Origin of the sequence: Pararhizobium mangrovi, assembly GCF_006516965.1 — a bacterium.
Classification (GTDB): domain Bacteria; phylum Pseudomonadota; class Alphaproteobacteria; order Rhizobiales; family Rhizobiaceae; genus Pararhizobium_B; species Pararhizobium_B mangrovi.
This window is the reverse complement of sequence record NZ_VHLH01000004.1, coordinates 12,620-28,705: the sequence shown is the minus strand read 5'-3', so window position 1 is coordinate 28,705 and position 16,086 is coordinate 12,620. Positions and strand designations below refer to the sequence as shown.

Below are 16,086 nucleotides of genomic sequence, written 5' to 3'. Positions count from 1 at the left end.
GCGTTTTCATTTGTTCTGCGTAGCGAGGCAACCATGACCATACGGGAAAGCGCCGTCGATCTTCCCACCGACCCGGGACCCGTCGACACCACGCCACGCCGCCAGAGGCTCAATCCGCTGCACGAAGCGGCCATGCGGCTGGCGGAGTTTCGCTTCTCGCGCTCGCGCATGCGCACACGCGACATCGTTGGCCTCCTGCGCTGCCATGGCGCACGCGCCTGGCGCGCCTCCCAGCCGCAGACGCGCATCAGGATCGACGTCCTTTCGCCCATCGGCGAGAGCGCCGTGCGCATCAGCCTGGAAGCACCGCTTACGGACGGTTGAGGTTCACAGAAGGCCGAGGTCGGCGAGTTCGCGCTGCAGCTCGCCCGGCAAGCCGGCCATATCGTCGTCCGCGCCGAGATCTGGCGGAGCGTCCTTCGCGGCCAGATAGCGCCAGCCCTGGAACGGACGGCGCGGCTGCCAGCGGGTGCGCTGCAGCGCCGGATCGAGCACGAGCCGGCAGCGCGAAATGCCTTCCGCGTCGGTGAACGGATCGATCGCCTCGAGCCGCTGCCTGGCCTGCACGTTGCCGCGGATGACCCAGTAGAGCGAACCGCCTTCAAGCAGTTCTTCCGCCCGGCGCGGCACCATGCGCGTCGTGTGGAACGGGCGATGCGTTCCGTTTCCGGCGATCCGGCGCGCTATGCTCGCCTCGAGATCCTCGACGGTCTCGACTCCGACGCAAAGCTTGAGAAGATTGAGGGCCATGGTTCCTTGTTAGATCGCCCGCACGCCCCGTCAAGCATGCGCGCTCGGGCGAAGAGCGTCGATCCACAACTGGCTCGTTCACACAAAGAAAACGGGCGGCTCGCCGATGGAGCCGCCCGTTCGATCTCGGAAATAGATGCGAATATCGCTCGCTTCGGGGGCGCTTCAGATTCCGCCGAGCAGATACGCCAGAACCAGAACACCCGCAAAGCCGATAACCGCACGGAGCGTTACGCCCCAGCAGGACTTGTGAGCAGTCTCTTCCATGACGACTCCCGATCCAATGTGAACACGTTGCCGAGCTCCCCGCCCGGCGCGTGGCGGCTTCTACAGAAAGGCGGCAGGCCCGACAACCCGGAAAACGGCTTTTGCGTGGCGCATTTTCACAGGTCAGCCATGTGCATGACGCAACGGCTCCCGATCGGCCCTTGTCCTTTCAATGGCTTGACGGAAACGGCCTCGAAAAGCCTACCCGCCGCGACCATCTTTCGGCCTCGAACGTTAACGCGGCGTCAACGCGCCGGCGGCCCGATACCTCCTTACGGCGCGTCCCATGTCGGCGCAAAATCCGCATCGCAGATGCGGTAGTTCGCGCTGCGAAGCGTACCGATGGCATCCATCTCGGCATCGCTCAATTCGAAGTCGAAGATGTCGATGTTCTCGCGCACGCGTTCGGCGTGCGAGCTGCGCGGAATGCAGGTGATCCCGCCCTGCTGCACGTGCCAGCGAAGGACGACCTGCCCCGCCGTCTTGCCGTGCGCCTCCGCTGCGTCCTTCACGGGGTCTGCAGACAACGCCTCGCCACGGCCGAGCGGGGCGTAGGCCGTCATTGCGACGTCGTGCTCGCGGCACGCGGCATGGACGCGGCGCTGGTCGAGCATGGGATGCGACTCGACCTGATTGCACACGATCGGCGCGTCGGACAGTTCGACGGCCTCCTCCAGCATGCCGATGGTGAAGTTCGATACGCCGATGTGCCGTGCAAGGCCGCGCTCGCGCGCCCGGTTCAGGGCGCCGATCGAATCGGCGAGCGGGATCTGGGGGTTCGGCCAGTGGATGAGCAAGAGGTCGAGCGTTTCGACGCCGAGCCTTCCGAGGCTTGCCTCGGCCGCGCGTTCGAGGTCGCCGGGGCCGATGTCGGTGTACCAGACCTTGCTCGTCAGGAAGACGTCGTCTCGCGCCAGCGACGAACCGGCGATGGCTTTGCCGACCTCTTCCTCGTTTCCGTACATGATCGCCGTATCGATATGCCGGTAACCGGCCGCGAGGGCTTCGCTGACGAGATCGGTGCACGCGTCGCCCTTCAGCGTCCACGTTCCGAAGCCGATGACGGGGATTTCTGCACCGCCGGCGGAAATGGCGTCCATGGGGCTGCTCCTGATTTCGAGGGTTCGGGGGCACCGTTCGGTTTGCCCAAACGGTGCCGTCCATATAGGTCGGGCGTGGCCATGCCGCGTCGCTGCGATTGTCGCCGTCGATGGACGGATCGTCATCGTCGCAGCGCGGCACGGTCGAGGTGCTAAGGGTAGGGTCTTCATGCAGCAGGTAAAGCCCGAGGCGACGGGCCTGTCGCCCGTCGCTCGCGGATCGGGACGGATCGTCTGGATCGATGCGCTGCGCGGACTCGCGATCGTCGCCATGGCGACCTACCATTTCGGCTGGGATCTTCAGTATTTCGGCTACATCGCCGCGCCCGCGGTCGATGTCGGCGGCTGGAAGCTGCTCGCACGCATCGACGCTTCGAGCTTCCTCTTCCTCGTCGGTGTCGGCCTCGTGCTCGCGCACGGGCCCGGCATTCGGTGGCGAAGCTTCGCCAAGCGCCTGGCGATGATTCTCGCCGGCGCGGCCGCCATCACGGTGGTCACCTATTTCATGACGCCGGAGACCTTCATCTTCTTCGGCATCCTCCACTCCATTGCCCTTTCGAGCGTGATCGGGCTCGCCTTCCTGCGCCTTCCGGCGGTCGCGACGCTCGTCGTCGCGTGTGTGGTCCTCGTCGTCCCCTTCTTCGACTCGAGCTCCCTGTTCGACGTTGCGCCGCTATGGTTCGTCGGACTTTCGCGACATCTGCCGCCGTCGAACGACTACGTGCCGCTGCTTCCATGGCTGGCACCGGTCCTGGCGGGCATCGCCGGCGCGCGCCTCGGCCTGCGCTATGGCGTCTTCACATGGCTTCGCGAGCGCGCCCCTGCCCGCAACATCCGCCCGACGCGCTGGCTCGCCCTTGCCGGTCGACACAGCCTGGGGGTCTATCTCCTTCACCAGCCGATCCTGTTCGGTCTGGTTTTCCTCGCCAGCCAGACCGTTCCGCCGAGCACGAGCGGGGTGGAGGAAAGCTACCTGTCGAGCTGCCGGACGCAGTGCACCGCCTCGCGCGGCGAAGCCTTCTGCACGCGCTTTTGCGGTTGCACGCTCGATGAACTCAACGGCCGGCACCTGTTCCGCGATGTCACCGAAGGTCGCATCGACACGTCTCGCGACGAACGGGTGCTCACCCTTGCGCGCCAGTGCACGCGGCGCGCCGACGCTTCGCCATCCGATCCCCGATGAGGCGCTGCCGCAGGCTCAGAGCCTTTCAGGTCCCGACGCCGATTTCGGCAAGGCGCGTCAGGCAGGCCTCCTCGACGTGGTCGAGCTGCGCCAGCATTTCGTCGATGTCGCGGCGCATGCGGCGTACCGCCTCGCGCTTCTCGCCGACGTCCTTCAAAAGCCGCTGCACGTCGGCACCCTCGGCCGGCGGGCCGTCGCGCGCTGCCAGAATGTCCCGGATCTCGGCCAGCGTGAAACCGAGGCGCCGGCCGCGGAGAATGTCGCGCACCGTGCGCCGGTCCGCCGCGCGATAGATGCGCGTGCGCCCTCGCCGTTCCGGCTGGATCAGGCCCTCCTCCTCGTAGAAGCGCAGGGTGCGCGTCGAGATGTCGAATTCCCGCGTGAGATCGCCGATGCCGTAAGTTCGTTCCACCGCTCGCTCCCTGTCCAAAGACGCCGGTTCCGTCTTACGTAAACGTCAATCCGGTGCTCGGCAACGAGTCCTCGTCCCGGCGAACCCGAGACGACGCTATCCCAGCCAGATGCTGGCGATGCCGAGAAACGCGAAGAAGCCGACGACGTCGGTGACAGTCGTGACGAACACCGTCGAAGCGACGGCCGGATCCGCGCCGACCCGGTCGAGCAGAAGCGGGATGAAGATGCCGGCAAGGGCCGCGGCCAGCATGTTGACCACCATGGCGATGGCGATGATGTAGCCGATCTGCGGACTTTCGAACCACAGGCCGGCGACGACGCCGATCAGGACACCGAAGACGGCGCCGTTGACGAGCCCGACGAGCACTTCGCGGCGAATGATGCGAGCGGCGTTGTTGATGCCGAGGTCGCGCGTCGCCAGGGCACGCACCGTCACGGTCATCGTCTGGGAACCGGCATTGCCGCCCATGCCGGCGACGATCGGCATCAGCACGGCAAGGGCCACGACCTTCTGGATCGTGGCATCGAAGAGATTGATGACGGTCGCGGCCAGGATCGCCGTCGCGAGGTTGATCGTCAGCCACGGCACCCGCGAGCGCGAGGTGCGCCTGACAGTGTCCGAAAGCTCCTCGTCGCCGACACCGCCGAGACGGCGGATATCCTCGTCGGCCTCCTCGTTGATGACGTCGACGACGTCGTCGATCGTCAGGATGCCGACGAGCCGGCCGTTCTCGTCCGTCACGGCGGCCGAAAGCAGATCGTACTGCTCGAAGATCTGCGCGGCCTCTTCCTGATCCATCTGCGCGGGGATCGGGTGGCTCGTATCGCGCATGATGTCTTCGATCTTCGTCGCCCGGTGCGTGCGCAACACGCGGTCGAGATCGACTGCGCCGAGCAGCTTGAAGGTCGGATCGATGACGAAGACCTGCGAGAAGCTTTCCGGCAGTTCCTCGTCGTCGCGCAGATAGTCGATCGTCTGGCCGACCGTCCAGAACGGCGGCACGGCGACGAACTCCGTCTGCATGCGCCGGCCGGCGGTATCCTCGGGATAATCGAGCGAACGGCGCAGCCGGATGCGCTCGGTGAAGGGCAGCTTGGCGAGGATGTCGTTCTGGTCGTCTTCCTCGAGATCCTCGAGGATGTAGACCGCATCGTCGGAATCGAGCTCGCTGAGTGCGATGGCGATCTTGTCGTTCGGCAGGCTTTCGACGATCTCGAGCCGGATCCCCTCGTCGACCTCGGTCAGCGCCGAGAAATCGAAGGCATCGCCGAGGAGATCGACCAGCCGCGTACGTTCTTCCGGGTCGAGCGCCTCCAGAAGGTCGCCGAGTTCGGATTCGTGCAGCCGACCGACGTCGCGCGTCAGCGCGTCGGATCGACCCTCGGCGAGCGCCGCGCGCACGCGGTCCAGATAGCTCGAACGCACGGAGCCATCCTCGGCATAGATGTCCTCGGCCTCACGCGGATCGGCCGACTTCTCGTTGCTATCTTTTTCGAGAAGGTCGCTCATGGCGAGCATCTTTCATTGAGGATGGTTCGAAAGTCCGACCTTCCGCATAGGGGAAGGCCAGCCGGGCCGCAAGGCGAAGAGGCCTCGGCGCGGCGACAATCGACGCCCGGTCGGCGGGTCTCGCCTCAGCCGCGTACGGGAACCATGCCGTCGGTCTCGGCCACGGCGTTACGGGCGCTGATGCGCCGTGAGACGACGAGCATCAGGCCGGCGGCGAAGACGCAATAGCATCCCATGGCGACGATCTGGCCCGGATAGGAAACGCCGATGTCGATCAGGTATCCGCTGAGGCCAGGACCGATCGCGGTGGAACACACCATCAGCGCCATGACGATGGAGCGCACGGCGCCGAGATGGCGCGTGCCGTACATCTCCGGCCAGACCGCGCCGAAGAGCGTGGAGGCAAAGCCCCACGATATGCCGAGAAGCGGCATGAAGACGAAGATCGACCACTGTTCGCCGACGAAGCCGAGCACGAGGCAGGCGAGCGAAAGCGGCACCAGAAAGCTCGGCAGGATCGCAACGGCCGTGAAGCGGTCGATCAGCGAACCGGCGATGAGGGCGAAGATGCAGTTGAAGGCCGACATCAGTGCGAAGGAACCCGCGAAGACTGGCATCGACCAGCCACGCAACTCGACCAGATAGACCTGGTTGAAGAAGATCGTCGTGGCGATGAAGCCGGGCGCCAGCACGCCGCATAGCGTCAGCCAGAAATACGGGTCGCGCAGGACTTCCGGCCGCGTCCACTCGCGCGGCGCCTTGCGCGGCTCCGGCCCGTCGGAAGCACGCGGCGTACGCGGCACGCGCATCAGCACGTAGATCGCCGGCAGGCCGACGACCACGAGAAAGACCGCACCGGCAAACCACGTCGTGCGCCAGCCGACGAAGACGGCGAGCCACACGAAGAGGCTCGGAAAGATCGCCTCGCCGGCCTGCTGGCCGAGCACGGTGATGGAGACCGCCCGTCCCCGCTGCGCGGAGAACCATCGGCCCATCGCCGTCAACGCGTTGTGGGTCATCATGCCCTGCCCGAAAAGGCGCAACCCGTAGAGCGTCACGCCCAGCACCAGCACGGAGCCCGAGACGGCCATCGACAGGGCGGCGAGCGCCAGGAACGGCATTGTGAGCACGACCACGCTCGCCACGCTTCGCGTGTCGACGATCTTGCCGAGGCGCGTCAGCGTCACCGCGCTGGCAAGCGTCGCCAGCATGTAGAGCGTACCGAACTGGCCGTTGCTGAGGTCGAACGCGGAGCGGATGTGGCCGGAGGACAGGGAGATGAAGAAGGTCTGGCCGAACGAGGAGAAGAACGTCAGCAGGAAGCCGCCGGCGAGCCAGCGCAGATTGTCGCGAAGGAAGGCGGCGGGTGCCGAAAGGTTCATGGGACGCACGCAAGAAGTCCGTGCCGCCGGCCGCACCGGAGCGTTCGGATCGATCGAGGATCAGGGGCCGTCAGTGCGCCGAAACGCCGAAGACGAGCGTTGCCAGCGAAACGACGAGGCCGATGGAAAACAGGAGGTTCCTGCCCAGTCCGCGGCTGCGGCACATGAGGGCGAGAACGCATTGAATCGCATAATAGGCCGCAAAAGCGCGCGAGGCGATGGTCAACACCTGAAAAACATCCGTCACCCACGTCAGCGCGATGACGACGGCGGCGATCGCCGGATAGAGGATGCGCCGCGACAGGGAGGGCACGTTCTGGCTCGCAAGGCCGGCCGCACTGACGAAATCCGCCGTCGCGGCGGAAAGCTGCGCCGCGATCGCACCCGCCGTGAGCAGGATCGGCAGCAACGGCGTGACGATGCGGGCATAGTCGATGATCGCCGTCTCGCTGGTGTCGTGCAAGTCGGCAAGCAGCGGCGTGATGAGGGCGATGAAGGCGATGTAGATGGCGCCGGCCAGCAATTGCGCGAAGCGCATGGAGCGGATGCGCGTCTGCTTTTCGTAGTGCGCGCCCAGATAACGCGAGGTCTCGAAGCCCTGGATGATGAGCAACGCGCCGAGCGCCTGACGGATCGACTGCCAGCCGAAATCCGATGGCGGAGCGGGCAGCGTCAGACTTCCTGCATTCAGCGCATCGACGTCGTACATCGCGAGCCCGCCGATGAGACCGGCGATCACCGCGAGCTTCAGCGCGACGGAATATTCCTCGACGATCTCCAGCGAGCCGAAGCCGCGAATGAGCCCGATCAGGCCGAGGCCGGCGACGATGACCGTCGTCAGAATGTCTCCGATGACGCCGGCATTCATGCCGAGCGGCTTCAGAGCGAAGGCGGAAAGCAGCTTCACGTAGAAGCAGATCGAGATGACGTAGGCGATCGACAGCGCGGTGTCCGCCGCTACGCCGAGCCAGACGAGCGTGCGGCCGGCGTCATCGCTTTCCAGCCGGTCCTCCACAACGTCGATATTGTGGCGCACGGCCGAGCCGATGAAGAAGGCCGCCACGCACAGCACCGCCATGACGATAACGGCGTATCGCCCGGCGATCTCGGCCATGAGCGGGGCCGAGACAAGAAAACCGCTGCCGATGATCGAGGCGAGCGGCGTGATCGTCGCCCGCCAGAGCTTCGCCTTGGATACGAAGGGGAAAAAGAACAGGGCGCCGATCAGAACGAAGGCAGCCAGAACGACGAGATCGATCGGATCGATGGACACTCAGCACTCCCGCCGAAGGGGTCCCGGACGGGACGATGCAACGCCCATTGAATGCAGCCGCCGCCTTCCGGTTCCCGCGAGGGGGCGCGACGCTACCCCCCTCCGGACGATCGGCGCAGTTTGCCTCAAAGCACGTCGCGGAAGCGGTTGGTGATCGGATAGCGGCGATCGCGCCCGAAATTCTTGCGCGTGATCTTCACGCCGGGGGCGGCCTGCCGGCGCTTGTATTCGGCTATATAGAGAAGATTTTCGATACGGCGCACGATCTCGCCTTCGTGGCCGCGCGCGACGATATCCTCGAGGGCCATCTCCTTTTCCACCAGGCATTCCAGAATGTCGTCGAGGACCGGATAGGCCGGCAGCGAATCCTGGTCCGTCTGGTCCTCGCGCAGTTCCGCCGAAGGCGCCTTCTCGATGATATTCGGCGGAATGACCTCACCCTCCGGTCCGAGCGCGCCGGCCGGACGCGCGGTATTGCGCCAGCGCGCCAGCGCGTAGACCTGCATCTTGTAAAGGTCCTTGATCGGATTGAAGCCGCCGTTCATGTCGCCGTAGAGCGTCGCGTAGCCGACCGACATCTCCGACTTGTTGCCGGTCGTCACCACCATCGAGCCGAAGCGATTGGAAACGGCCATCAGGATGGTGCCGCGGGTGCGCGATTGCAGGTTTTCCTCCGTCACGCCTCCGCTATCGCCGTCGAAGGTCTGTTCGAGGGCGGCAGCGAAGCCTTCGACCGGACCGGCGATCGGCACCGTGTCGTAGCGGCAGCCGAGTGCTGCGGCACATTCCTTCGCGTCGCGCAGCGAATGCTCGGATGTGTAGCGATACGGCAGCATGATCGCGCGCACGCGTTCGGCACCGAGCGCGTCCACGGCGAGCGCGGCGCATACGGCCGAATCGATGCCGCCCGAAAGGCCGATGACGATTTCCTGGAAGCCGTTCTTGTTCACGTAGTCGCGTAGACCGAGCATGCAGGCGGCATAGTCGGAAGCCTCGCCGACCGGGATCGTAGCGAAGGGTCCCGGCTCGCAGCGCCACCCCTCGCCCGCACGCCGCCATGTCGAGACGACGATCGCCTCCTCGAACTGCGGCATCTGCAACGCAAGCGTCTTGTCGGCGCCGATTACGAAACTCGCACCGTCGAAAACGAGTTCGTCCTGCCCGCCGAGCTGGTTGACGAAGACGATCGGCAGACCGCTCTCGATCACCTGCCGGATGACGACCTGCTGGCGCACGTCGAGCTTGCCGCGGTAATAGGGCGAGCCGTTCGGCACGAGCAGCAGTTCCGCACCGCTCTCGGCAAGCGTCTCGCACACGCCGAGATCGTTCCAGAGATCCTCGCAGATCGGCAGGCCGAGCCGTACGCCCCGGAAATTGACGGGCCCCGGCATCGGGCCGGCGGCGAAGACGCGCTTCTCGTCGAACTCCGCATAGTTCGGCAGATCGACCTTGTCGCGGACCGCGACGATCCGGCCGGCATCGAGCAGCGCGACCGAGTTGTAGCGCCTGCCGTCTTCCTCGCGCGGGAAGCCGATGACGACGCCCGGCCCGCCGTCCGCCGTGTCTTCGGCGAGCGCCTGCAGCGCACGGCCGCAAGCGGCGATGAACGCGGGCTTGAGGACGAGATCCTCCGGCGGATAGCCGCACAGGAACAGTTCGGTGAGGACGAGGAGGTCGACCCCCTCCTCCGCCGCTCGCGAACGGGCCGCGCGCGCCTTCTCGAGATTGCCGGCGATGTCGCCGACGGTGGGATCGAGCTGCGCGAGCGCGATGCGGATCGTATCGGTGATCGTTGAGCCGGTCATACCGGGCAATTAGCCCCTGGCCGTCCTTTGCGCAACGCCGACGGTGAGCGAAGAACCGTTCAGTCTGCAAACACCGTGTAGAGCGTGACGAGCCAGACCGCGCCGGCAAGCAGCGTCGCCAGCAGCACAGCTGCCGAACCGCAATCCTTGGCGATCCGGATCTCGTCCCGATACTCGCGGGTCAGCGCGTTGCACACCTGCTCGATGCCAGTGTTCAACAGTTCCACGATCATGATCACGAGGAGCGAGCCCAGGAGCCAGATGAACGTTGCCAGCGAATCCGCCAGGTACCAGGCGGCAGGAATCGCGACGACGAAGAGGATCATTTCCGAACGGAAGGCAGCTTCGTGGCGGATCAGGTGCGCCATCCCCGCGCACGAGTTGCGAAAGGCCTTGATCAAGCGCATGGCGTTTCCCGGGCCGTCATGCGTTCTTGCCGGAGGCCGGCCGGAACCGCACATTCATTCGGAGGGCGCGCCCCGGTGGCAGGGCGCGCTGTTCGTCAAAGGCCGACGACCTGCATGGCAGGCTTGCTCTGCCGCCCGTCCTTCAGCCGTTCGGCGACGAGAAAGGCCATCTCCAGTGCCTGGTCGGCATTGAGCCGGGGATCGCAGTGGGTGTGGTAGCGGTCGGACAGGTCGTCCGCCGAAACCGAACGTGCGCCACCGGTGCATTCCGTGACGTTCTGGCCCGTCATCTCGATATGAATGCCGCCGGGATGCGTTCCCTCCGCGGCATGGATGCGGAAGAAGGAATCGACTTCGGAGAGAACGCGCTCGAAGGGCCGCGTCTTGTAGCTGTTGAGCGTGATCGTGTTGCCGTGCATCGGATCGCACGACCAGACGACCTTGCGGCCTTCGCGTTCCACGGCGCGGATCAGTTCGGGCAGGTGATCGCCGATCTTCTCGTGGCCGAAGCGGCAGATGAGCGTCAGCCGGCCGGCCTCGTTCTCCGGGTTGAGGATGTCGATCAGTTCGATGAGTTCGTCGGGCTTGAGCGATGGGCCGCACTTCAGGCCGATCGGGTTCTTCACGCCGCGCGCGAACTCGACATGCGCATGGTCGGGCTGGCGCGTGCGGTCGCCGATCCAGATCATGTGGCCGGACGTCGTGTACCAGTTGCCCGACGTCGAATCGATGCGCGTCATCGCCTCCTCGTAGCCGAGAAGCAGCGCCTCGTGGCTCGTGAAGAAGTCCGTCTCGCGCAGCGCCGGATGGTTTTCCGAGCTGATGCCGATCGCCTTCATGAACTCCATCGCCTCGGAAAGCCTGTCGGCGAGACGGCGATAGTTCTCCACCTGCGGCGAATCCTGCAGGAAGCCGAGCATCCACTGGTGGACGTTGTCGAGATTGGCATATCCGCCCTGCGCGAAGGCGCGCAGCAAGTTCAGCGTCGCGGCCGACTGGCGGTACGCCATGATCTGGCGTTCTGGATCCGGCAGGCGGTCCGCTTCGGAAAAGTCGATGCCGTTGACGATGTCGCCGCGATAGCTCGGCAGCTGGACACCCGCCTGCGTTTCCATCGGCGACGAGCGCGGCTTGGCGAACTGGCCGGCGATGCGCCCGACCTTCACGACCGGCTTCTGCGCGCCGAAGGTCAGGACTACCGCCATCTGCAGGAACGCGCGGAAGAAATCACGAATGTTGTCGGCGCCGTGCTCGGCGAAGCTTTCCGCACAGTCGCCGCCCTGGAGCAGGAACGCCTTGCCTTCGGCCACCTTGGCGAGCCCAGCCTTCAGTTGGCGTGCCTCGCCGGCGAAGACGAGCGGCGGATAGGAGGCGAGCCGTGCCTCGGCATCGGCGAGCGCCGCCGGGTCCGGATATTCCGGAACCTGCTCGATCGGCCTGTTCCGCCAGCTCTTGGGTGTCCAATCCTGTGCCATGGCGCGTTTCCCGTCGGCCTTCGTGCCGTTTTGCGTTTCGGCGCGAAATGTCGCCGATCCGGCTCTTTTCGCGCGCTGGACCGCGCTTATAGCGCCAATAGTCCGCACGCGAAACCCACCGTTTCAGACCGCGAGAAAGCGCACGCCCCGCTCGTGCAGCAGCCCGTCGATGAGCCCGGCCTCGCGGGCGTCGAGGCGCACCGCACGCGGATAGAGCGGCACGGCACGGTCGGCGAGAACGGGAAGGTCGAAGCCGTCCGTCTCGAAGACGAAGGCGCGCAGGCCCGCCTCGCCGTGCTCGGCGAGAAAGCCCTGCATTACCGCATCGAGGTAGGATTGCCGCGTCGGGCATGCGACCGCGTCGCCGGCGCCCGAACGCGCTTCATAAACGTAGACCGGACAGTCGCACGGGAGGCTTCCCTCGAAGAGCGTGATGTCAGCAGCGCTCAGGAGGTGACGGTCGTAATGCGCTTCGCGCTCGTCGACGGCCGGTAGATTCTCTGCCCGGTCGACCACAAGAAGACCGTCGGTTTCCGCCTCGGCCTTGCAGGCGACGCTCAACAGGGACAACGCCGTACCGTGCGCGGGATCGAGAAGCACGTCCGGCCGCGAACGCCACATGCGCTTCCAGCCGTGAAGCCGCGCTCGGTAGGCCGCGACGATCTCCGTGCGATGCGTGGCGCGATTGACGAGCGAGCCGTAGCCGAAATAGGCGATCGGCGCCTTGCCGAGCGCGTTCGCGCTGCCGTCGGAGGCCACCGTTACGCCGCCTCGTCGAGCCGCTTGCCGTCCCTGAGCACGTAGCTCGGGGCATACATCGTCACGAGTTCCTCGCTCGCCGTCGGGTGGACCGCCATTGTCCGATCGAAATCGTCCTTCGTGGCGCCCGCCTTCAGTGCGATGCCGATCGTCTGCGCCAACTCGCCGGCATCCGCCCCGAAGAGGTGGACGCCGAGCACCGTGCGATCCGTGCCGTTGACGATGATCTTCATCATCATTCGTTCGTTCCGGCCGGTCAGCGTATGCTTCATCGGGCGGAACTCGGCGCGATACACCTCGACATGCGCGTAATCTTTCGCGGCCTTCGCCTCGGTGATGCCGACCGTGCCGATTTCCGGATGCGAGAAGACCGCCGTCGGCACCAGTTCGTGGTCCGGCGAAGTCGGGTTGTTCCGGAACACCGTCTCCACGAAGCACATCGCCTCGTGGATCGCGACCGGCGTCAGTTGCAGGCGATCCGTCACGTCGCCGATGGCATAGATGTTGTCGACGTTCGTCTTCGAGAACCCGTCGACGCAGATGGCACCCGATCGCGCGGTCTCGACGCCGGCCTTTTCGAGACCGAGGTTCTCGACGTTGGGCGTCCGCCCGAGCGCCAGCATGACAGTGTCCGCCTCGATGGCTTCGCCGCCGGAGGTATGGGCGCGCAGCCGTCCGTCCTCGCCGCGCTCGACCTTTTCGAGGACGTTCTTGTAGACAAGCCGAATGCCCTTCTCGCGCATCGCGCCGTCGAGCATGTCGCGCAAGTCCTCGTCGAAGTCGGAAAGGATCTTCGGGCCGCGCTGGACGAGCGTGACGTCGACGCCGAGGCCGTTGAAGATGTTGGCGAACTCGACCGCGATATAGCCGCCGCCGGCGATCGTGATCGCCTTCGGCAACGTTTCCAGATGGAAGGCCTCGTCGGAGGTGATGCAGAGCTCGTGGCCGGGCATGGAGGCGAAGGGATTGGGCCTTCCGCCCGTCGCGATCAGGATGGTTTCGGCGCTCACCGTCTCGCCGGTATCCTGGCGATGGAGCGTATGGGCGTCGCGAAGCGTGACACGCGTATCCAGGATCGTCGCGCCGGCATTGTCGAGGCCCTTACGGTAAAGACCCTCCAGACGCGAGATCTCTCCGTCCTTGTTGGCGATCAGCGTCGGCCAGTCGAAGCGGGTTTCGCCGACCGTCCAGCCGTAGCCGGCGGCATCCTCGAACGCTTCGGAGAATTGCGAGGCGTAGACGAACAGCTTCTTCGGTACGCAACCGCGAATGACGCAGGTTCCGCCGTAGCGGTATTCCTCCGCGATCGCCACGCGTTTGCCGAGCGACGAAGCCCGCCGCGCGGCACGCACGCCGCCCGAGCCGCCGCCGATGACGAAAAGGTCGTAGTCGTAGCCGGCCATCACAATCCCTTCATGCTGCACGGTCCGTTAACGCCGACCTAGGACGCCGAGCAGACGAAACCAGTGGCGGCCGACACCCTTCGGTCGAATCGACCGTGGCTATTGGTCCGTCTTGGAGGTTTCCGACGGCTGGGCCTTGACCGTCTTGCCGATCTGGCTCTCGAGCGTCTTGCGGCTTGCGGTGGCAAGATCGCGGGAGACACCGCTTGCCCAGATATTGGCCGCCTTCAGCGTTTCCTGCGCGACATCGTCACCCTTGTCGAGAAGGGCCTTCCCGGCATCGGAATTGTAGAACTTCGCGATCGCCTTCAGCTGGTCGGCCGTAAAGTCTTTGGCGTAGATCTTCGCGATCTCGTTTTCGAGGTCGGCCCGGCGCGGCGCAAGCTTGAGCGCCTGATCGTCCACCGTCTTGGTGATCTGGTTCTCGTAGTTCGGCTCGGCCTGGATGAAGGAGTGTTTGATCTGGGCCGCCGCGTTGGGCAGGATCGCGTCGAAGCGATCCGTCGCGTTGAGCGCGTCGATCGCATTGCGTGCCGCGTCGAGCTGTTCCTTGGAGGGGGCGTCCTGGGCAGGCGCGGCCGACGAAAGCGCCAGCATGGCCACAGCGAAGGAGGCCGTCACAAGGCCGCCGCGTCGGAAGAATGGGGTCATGGTATCAATGCTCCTGTTCGTGACGTTGCGGGGTCAGCGTGCGCACGCCCTGTTCGCCGGCGACGATGGCCGCCGAGGTCATGGATAGAAAGATGCCGTGCTCGACGACGCCCGGTATCGTGTAAAGCGCGCTCGAAAGGCCCTCCGGATTCGGAATCCGCGCGAAGGCGCCGTCGAGAATGTAATGACCGCCGTCGGTCTCGAACGGAGCGCCGTCGCCGCCGATGCGCACGGTGACGTCACCGCTCAGCCCACACCGCTCGGCGGCACGCTCGATGGCGATGCGCGTTGCGCTCAGGCCGAAGGGATTGACCTCGATCGGCAGCGGAAACGCGCCGAGCGTATCGACGAGCTTGCCTTCGTCGGCGATCACCACCATGGCGCGGGAGGCGGCAGCGACGATCTTCTCGCGCAGAAGCGCCCCGCCCCCGCCCTTGATCAGGCGCAGTTCGTGGTCCACCTCGTCGGCCCCGTCGATCGCCAGGTCGAGTTCCGGTTCCTCTTCGAGCGAGCGAAGCGGCACGCCGAGGTCCAGGCAGAGCCGCGCCGTGCGCTCCGAGGTCGGCACGCCGACGACGGAAAAGCCGTCCGCCACCCGTTCGGCGAGCAGGTGAACGAAGGCTTCGGCCGTCGATCCCGTTCCGATTCCAAGCCGCATGCCGTCCTCCACATGGGACAACGCGGCCTCGGCGGCCTGCCTCTTCAACGTCTCGGCGTCCATTGCGCCCGGTCCTTCCCGATTTTCTCGCCCGCGCTGTTAGCATGAAGCCCCGCGGGAGCAAAGCGGCGTGACAGCGCAGCGAGACGTTCGACATTGCGCTTCCATGCACAATCGCTTAGCCGAAGATCGACGCTACGCCGTCGATCCGTTCAAGCCGCACGAATTGGGACCCTGCCGCCATGCCGCAAAGCGACCTCGTCATCTTCGACCTCGACGGAACGCTGCTCGATACCGGCGCAGACCTCGTCGAAGGGCTGAACCATGCGTTGGCGACGATCGACGTCGCCCCATTCGAAAACGCCGACGTCAACCGCCTCGTCGGCCAGGGCACGCGCGTCATGGTCCAGAGAGCGCTCGACATCCGCGGTGTGGCCCATGACGACGAGAAGGTGGAGCGGCTGCTCACGGTCTTTCTCGATCACTACGAGCGTTCGATGCCGGGCGCCTCCAAACCGTATCCGGGCATGCTCGAATGCCTCGACCGGCTCGCGGCCGACGGGATGAAACTCGCGGTCTGCACGAACAAGCACGAAAGGCTGGCACGCAAACTGCTCGATCTTCTCGACCTTTCTTCGCGGTTTGCCTTCGTCGGAGGCGGAGACACGTTTTCCACGCGCAAGCCGGACGGCGGCCCGATCCTCGCGACGATCGAGAAGGTGGAAGGCGCAACCCGTGCGGTCATGGTCGGCGACACGCACAACGACGTCGATGCCGCCAAGGCGGCCGGCGTTCCCGCAATCGTCTTCGATTTCGGCTATTCCGACGTTCCCGTCACGACGCTCGGCGCCGACCGCGTGCTCGACAGCTACGAAGGGCTGACGGCCGAGCTCGTGCACGACATGCTCGCCGACTGAGCGAGCCTCTCGGGCGTGAATAAACAGAGGTGAGCGAAGGTGGTGGGCGCGCCTGGGATCGAACCAGGGACCCCTGCCGTGTGAAGGCAGTGGGCAAGCAGGAAACCCCGGAAATGCGGGGCTTATTCGCGG

General features: G+C 65.5%; 16 protein-coding genes. 3 read left to right on the top strand and 13 right to left on the bottom strand.

The genetic code is table 11. The features are described 5' to 3' along the window. Window positions 1–33 precede the first annotated feature (33 nt). On the top strand, window positions 34–324 hold the full coding sequence (locus FJU11_RS03100) for a hypothetical protein (RefSeq protein ID WP_141165562.1): 291 nt from the start codon (window positions 34–36) through the stop codon (window positions 322–324). 3 nt (window positions 325–327) lie between these two features. Here the strand turns inward: FJU11_RS03100 and FJU11_RS03095 are convergent, their stop codons facing one another. Both FJU11_RS03095 and FJU11_RS03090 read right to left on the bottom strand, forming a co-directional pair. After that, complete coding sequence (locus tag FJU11_RS03095) at window positions 328–750, bottom strand: DUF1489 family protein (protein WP_141165561.1); 423 nt, start codon at window positions 748–750, stop codon at window positions 328–330. A gap of 539 nt (window positions 751–1,289) precedes the next feature. Further along, a complete protein-coding gene (locus FJU11_RS03090; protein WP_141165560.1) occupies window positions 1,290–2,117 on the bottom strand; it encodes an aldo/keto reductase in 828 nt (275 codons plus the stop codon). A gap of 169 nt (window positions 2,118–2,286) precedes the next feature. On the opposite strand from FJU11_RS03090, the gene FJU11_RS03085 reads away from it, so the two are divergent. Continuing rightward, on the top strand, window positions 2,287–3,300 hold the full coding sequence (locus FJU11_RS03085) for a heparan-alpha-glucosaminide N-acetyltransferase (RefSeq protein ID WP_141165559.1): 1,014 nt from the start codon (window positions 2,287–2,289) through the stop codon (window positions 3,298–3,300). Between the two features lie 25 nt (window positions 3,301–3,325). Here FJU11_RS03085 and FJU11_RS03080 read toward each other — a convergent pair whose 3' ends face one another. The 11 genes from FJU11_RS03080 to rpiA form a co-directional block, all read right to left on the bottom strand. Continuing rightward, complete coding sequence (locus FJU11_RS03080) at window positions 3,326–3,712, bottom strand: MerR family transcriptional regulator (RefSeq protein WP_141165558.1); 387 nt, start codon at window positions 3,710–3,712, stop codon at window positions 3,326–3,328. 96 nt (window positions 3,713–3,808) lie between these two features. Further along, window positions 3,809–5,224: a magnesium transporter gene (mgtE, locus tag FJU11_RS03075; RefSeq protein ID WP_141165557.1), complete on the bottom strand. Its 1,416-nt coding sequence runs from the start codon at window positions 5,222–5,224 to the stop codon at window positions 3,809–3,811. A gap of 125 nt (window positions 5,225–5,349) precedes the next feature. After that, window positions 5,350–6,606 (bottom strand): MFS transporter, encoded by a 1,257-nt coding sequence (locus FJU11_RS03070; RefSeq protein ID WP_141165556.1) that lies wholly within the window; start codon window positions 6,604–6,606, stop codon window positions 5,350–5,352. Between the two features lie 70 nt (window positions 6,607–6,676). Beyond that, complete coding sequence (locus tag FJU11_RS03065; RefSeq protein WP_141165555.1) at window positions 6,677–7,879, bottom strand: hypothetical protein; 1,203 nt, start codon at window positions 7,877–7,879, stop codon at window positions 6,677–6,679. Between the two features lie 125 nt (window positions 7,880–8,004). Next, window positions 8,005–9,684, bottom strand: coding sequence for an NAD+ synthase (locus FJU11_RS03060; protein ID WP_141165554.1), 1,680 nt, complete (start codon window positions 9,682–9,684; stop codon window positions 8,005–8,007). 59 nt (window positions 9,685–9,743) lie between these two features. Next, window positions 9,744–10,085 carry a diacylglycerol kinase gene (locus tag FJU11_RS03055; RefSeq protein ID WP_407946652.1) on the bottom strand — a complete coding sequence of 114 codons (342 nt, stop codon included), beginning with the start codon at window positions 10,083–10,085 and terminating at the stop codon, window positions 9,744–9,746. 101 nt (window positions 10,086–10,186) lie between these two features. Beyond that, window positions 10,187–11,566: a class II 3-deoxy-7-phosphoheptulonate synthase gene (locus FJU11_RS03050; protein ID WP_141165552.1), complete on the bottom strand. Its 1,380-nt coding sequence runs from the start codon at window positions 11,564–11,566 to the stop codon at window positions 10,187–10,189. A gap of 123 nt (window positions 11,567–11,689) precedes the next feature. Beyond that, window positions 11,690–12,325: a gamma-glutamylcyclotransferase gene (locus FJU11_RS03045; protein WP_235890791.1), complete on the bottom strand. Its 636-nt coding sequence runs from the start codon at window positions 12,323–12,325 to the stop codon at window positions 11,690–11,692. 2 nt (window positions 12,326–12,327) lie between these two features. Continuing rightward, window positions 12,328–13,728 (bottom strand): glutathione-disulfide reductase, encoded by a 1,401-nt coding sequence (gor, locus tag FJU11_RS03040; RefSeq protein WP_141165551.1) that lies wholly within the window; start codon window positions 13,726–13,728, stop codon window positions 12,328–12,330. A gap of 99 nt (window positions 13,729–13,827) precedes the next feature. Then, window positions 13,828–14,379, bottom strand: a complete 552-nt coding sequence (locus FJU11_RS03035; RefSeq protein WP_141165550.1) for a DUF2059 domain-containing protein — start codon at window positions 14,377–14,379, stop codon at window positions 13,828–13,830. A gap of 4 nt (window positions 14,380–14,383) precedes the next feature. Further along, window positions 14,384–15,100: a ribose-5-phosphate isomerase RpiA gene (gene rpiA / locus FJU11_RS03030; protein ID WP_141165549.1), complete on the bottom strand. Its 717-nt coding sequence runs from the start codon at window positions 15,098–15,100 to the stop codon at window positions 14,384–14,386. A 179-nt stretch (window positions 15,101–15,279) separates the two neighbouring features. On the opposite strand from rpiA, the gene gph reads away from it, so the two are divergent. Further along, window positions 15,280–15,954 carry a phosphoglycolate phosphatase gene (gene gph / locus FJU11_RS03025; protein WP_141165548.1) on the top strand — a complete coding sequence of 225 codons (675 nt, stop codon included), beginning with the start codon at window positions 15,280–15,282 and terminating at the stop codon, window positions 15,952–15,954. The last annotated feature ends 132 nt before the right edge of the window (window positions 15,955–16,086 follow it).

Bases quoted from the DNA above. Each gene is read 5' to 3' on its own strand.
- FJU11_RS03070 (WP_141165556.1), bottom strand. From the start codon at position 6,606: ATGAACCTTTCGGCACCCGCCGCCTTCCTTCGCGACAATCTGCGCTGG.
- FJU11_RS03090 (WP_141165560.1), bottom strand. From the start codon at position 2,117: ATGGACGCCATTTCCGCCGGCGGTGCAGAAATCCCCGTCATCGGCTTC.
- FJU11_RS03050 (WP_141165552.1), bottom strand. From the start codon at position 11,566: ATGGCACAGGATTGGACACCCAAGAGCTGGCGGAACAGGCCGATCGAG.
- FJU11_RS03060 (WP_141165554.1), bottom strand. From the start codon at position 9,684: ATGACCGGCTCAACGATCACCGATACGATCCGCATCGCGCTCGCGCAG.
- FJU11_RS03095 (WP_141165561.1), bottom strand. From the start codon at position 750: ATGGCCCTCAATCTTCTCAAGCTTTGCGTCGGAGTCGAGACCGTCGAG.
- rpiA (WP_141165549.1), bottom strand. From the start codon at position 15,100: ATGGACGCCGAGACGTTGAAGAGGCAGGCCGCCGAGGCCGCGTTGTCC.
- FJU11_RS03100 (WP_141165562.1), top strand. From the start codon at position 34: ATGACCATACGGGAAAGCGCCGTCGATCTTCCCACCGACCCGGGACCC.
- FJU11_RS03085 (WP_141165559.1), top strand. From the start codon at position 2,287: ATGCAGCAGGTAAAGCCCGAGGCGACGGGCCTGTCGCCCGTCGCTCGC.
- gor (WP_141165551.1), bottom strand. From the start codon at position 13,728: ATGGCCGGCTACGACTACGACCTTTTCGTCATCGGCGGCGGCTCGGGC.
- FJU11_RS03035 (WP_141165550.1), bottom strand. From the start codon at position 14,379: ATGACCCCATTCTTCCGACGCGGCGGCCTTGTGACGGCCTCCTTCGCT.
- mgtE (WP_141165557.1), bottom strand. From the start codon at position 5,224: ATGAGCGACCTTCTCGAAAAAGATAGCAACGAGAAGTCGGCCGATCCG.
- gph (WP_141165548.1), top strand. From the start codon at position 15,280: ATGCCGCAAAGCGACCTCGTCATCTTCGACCTCGACGGAACGCTGCTC.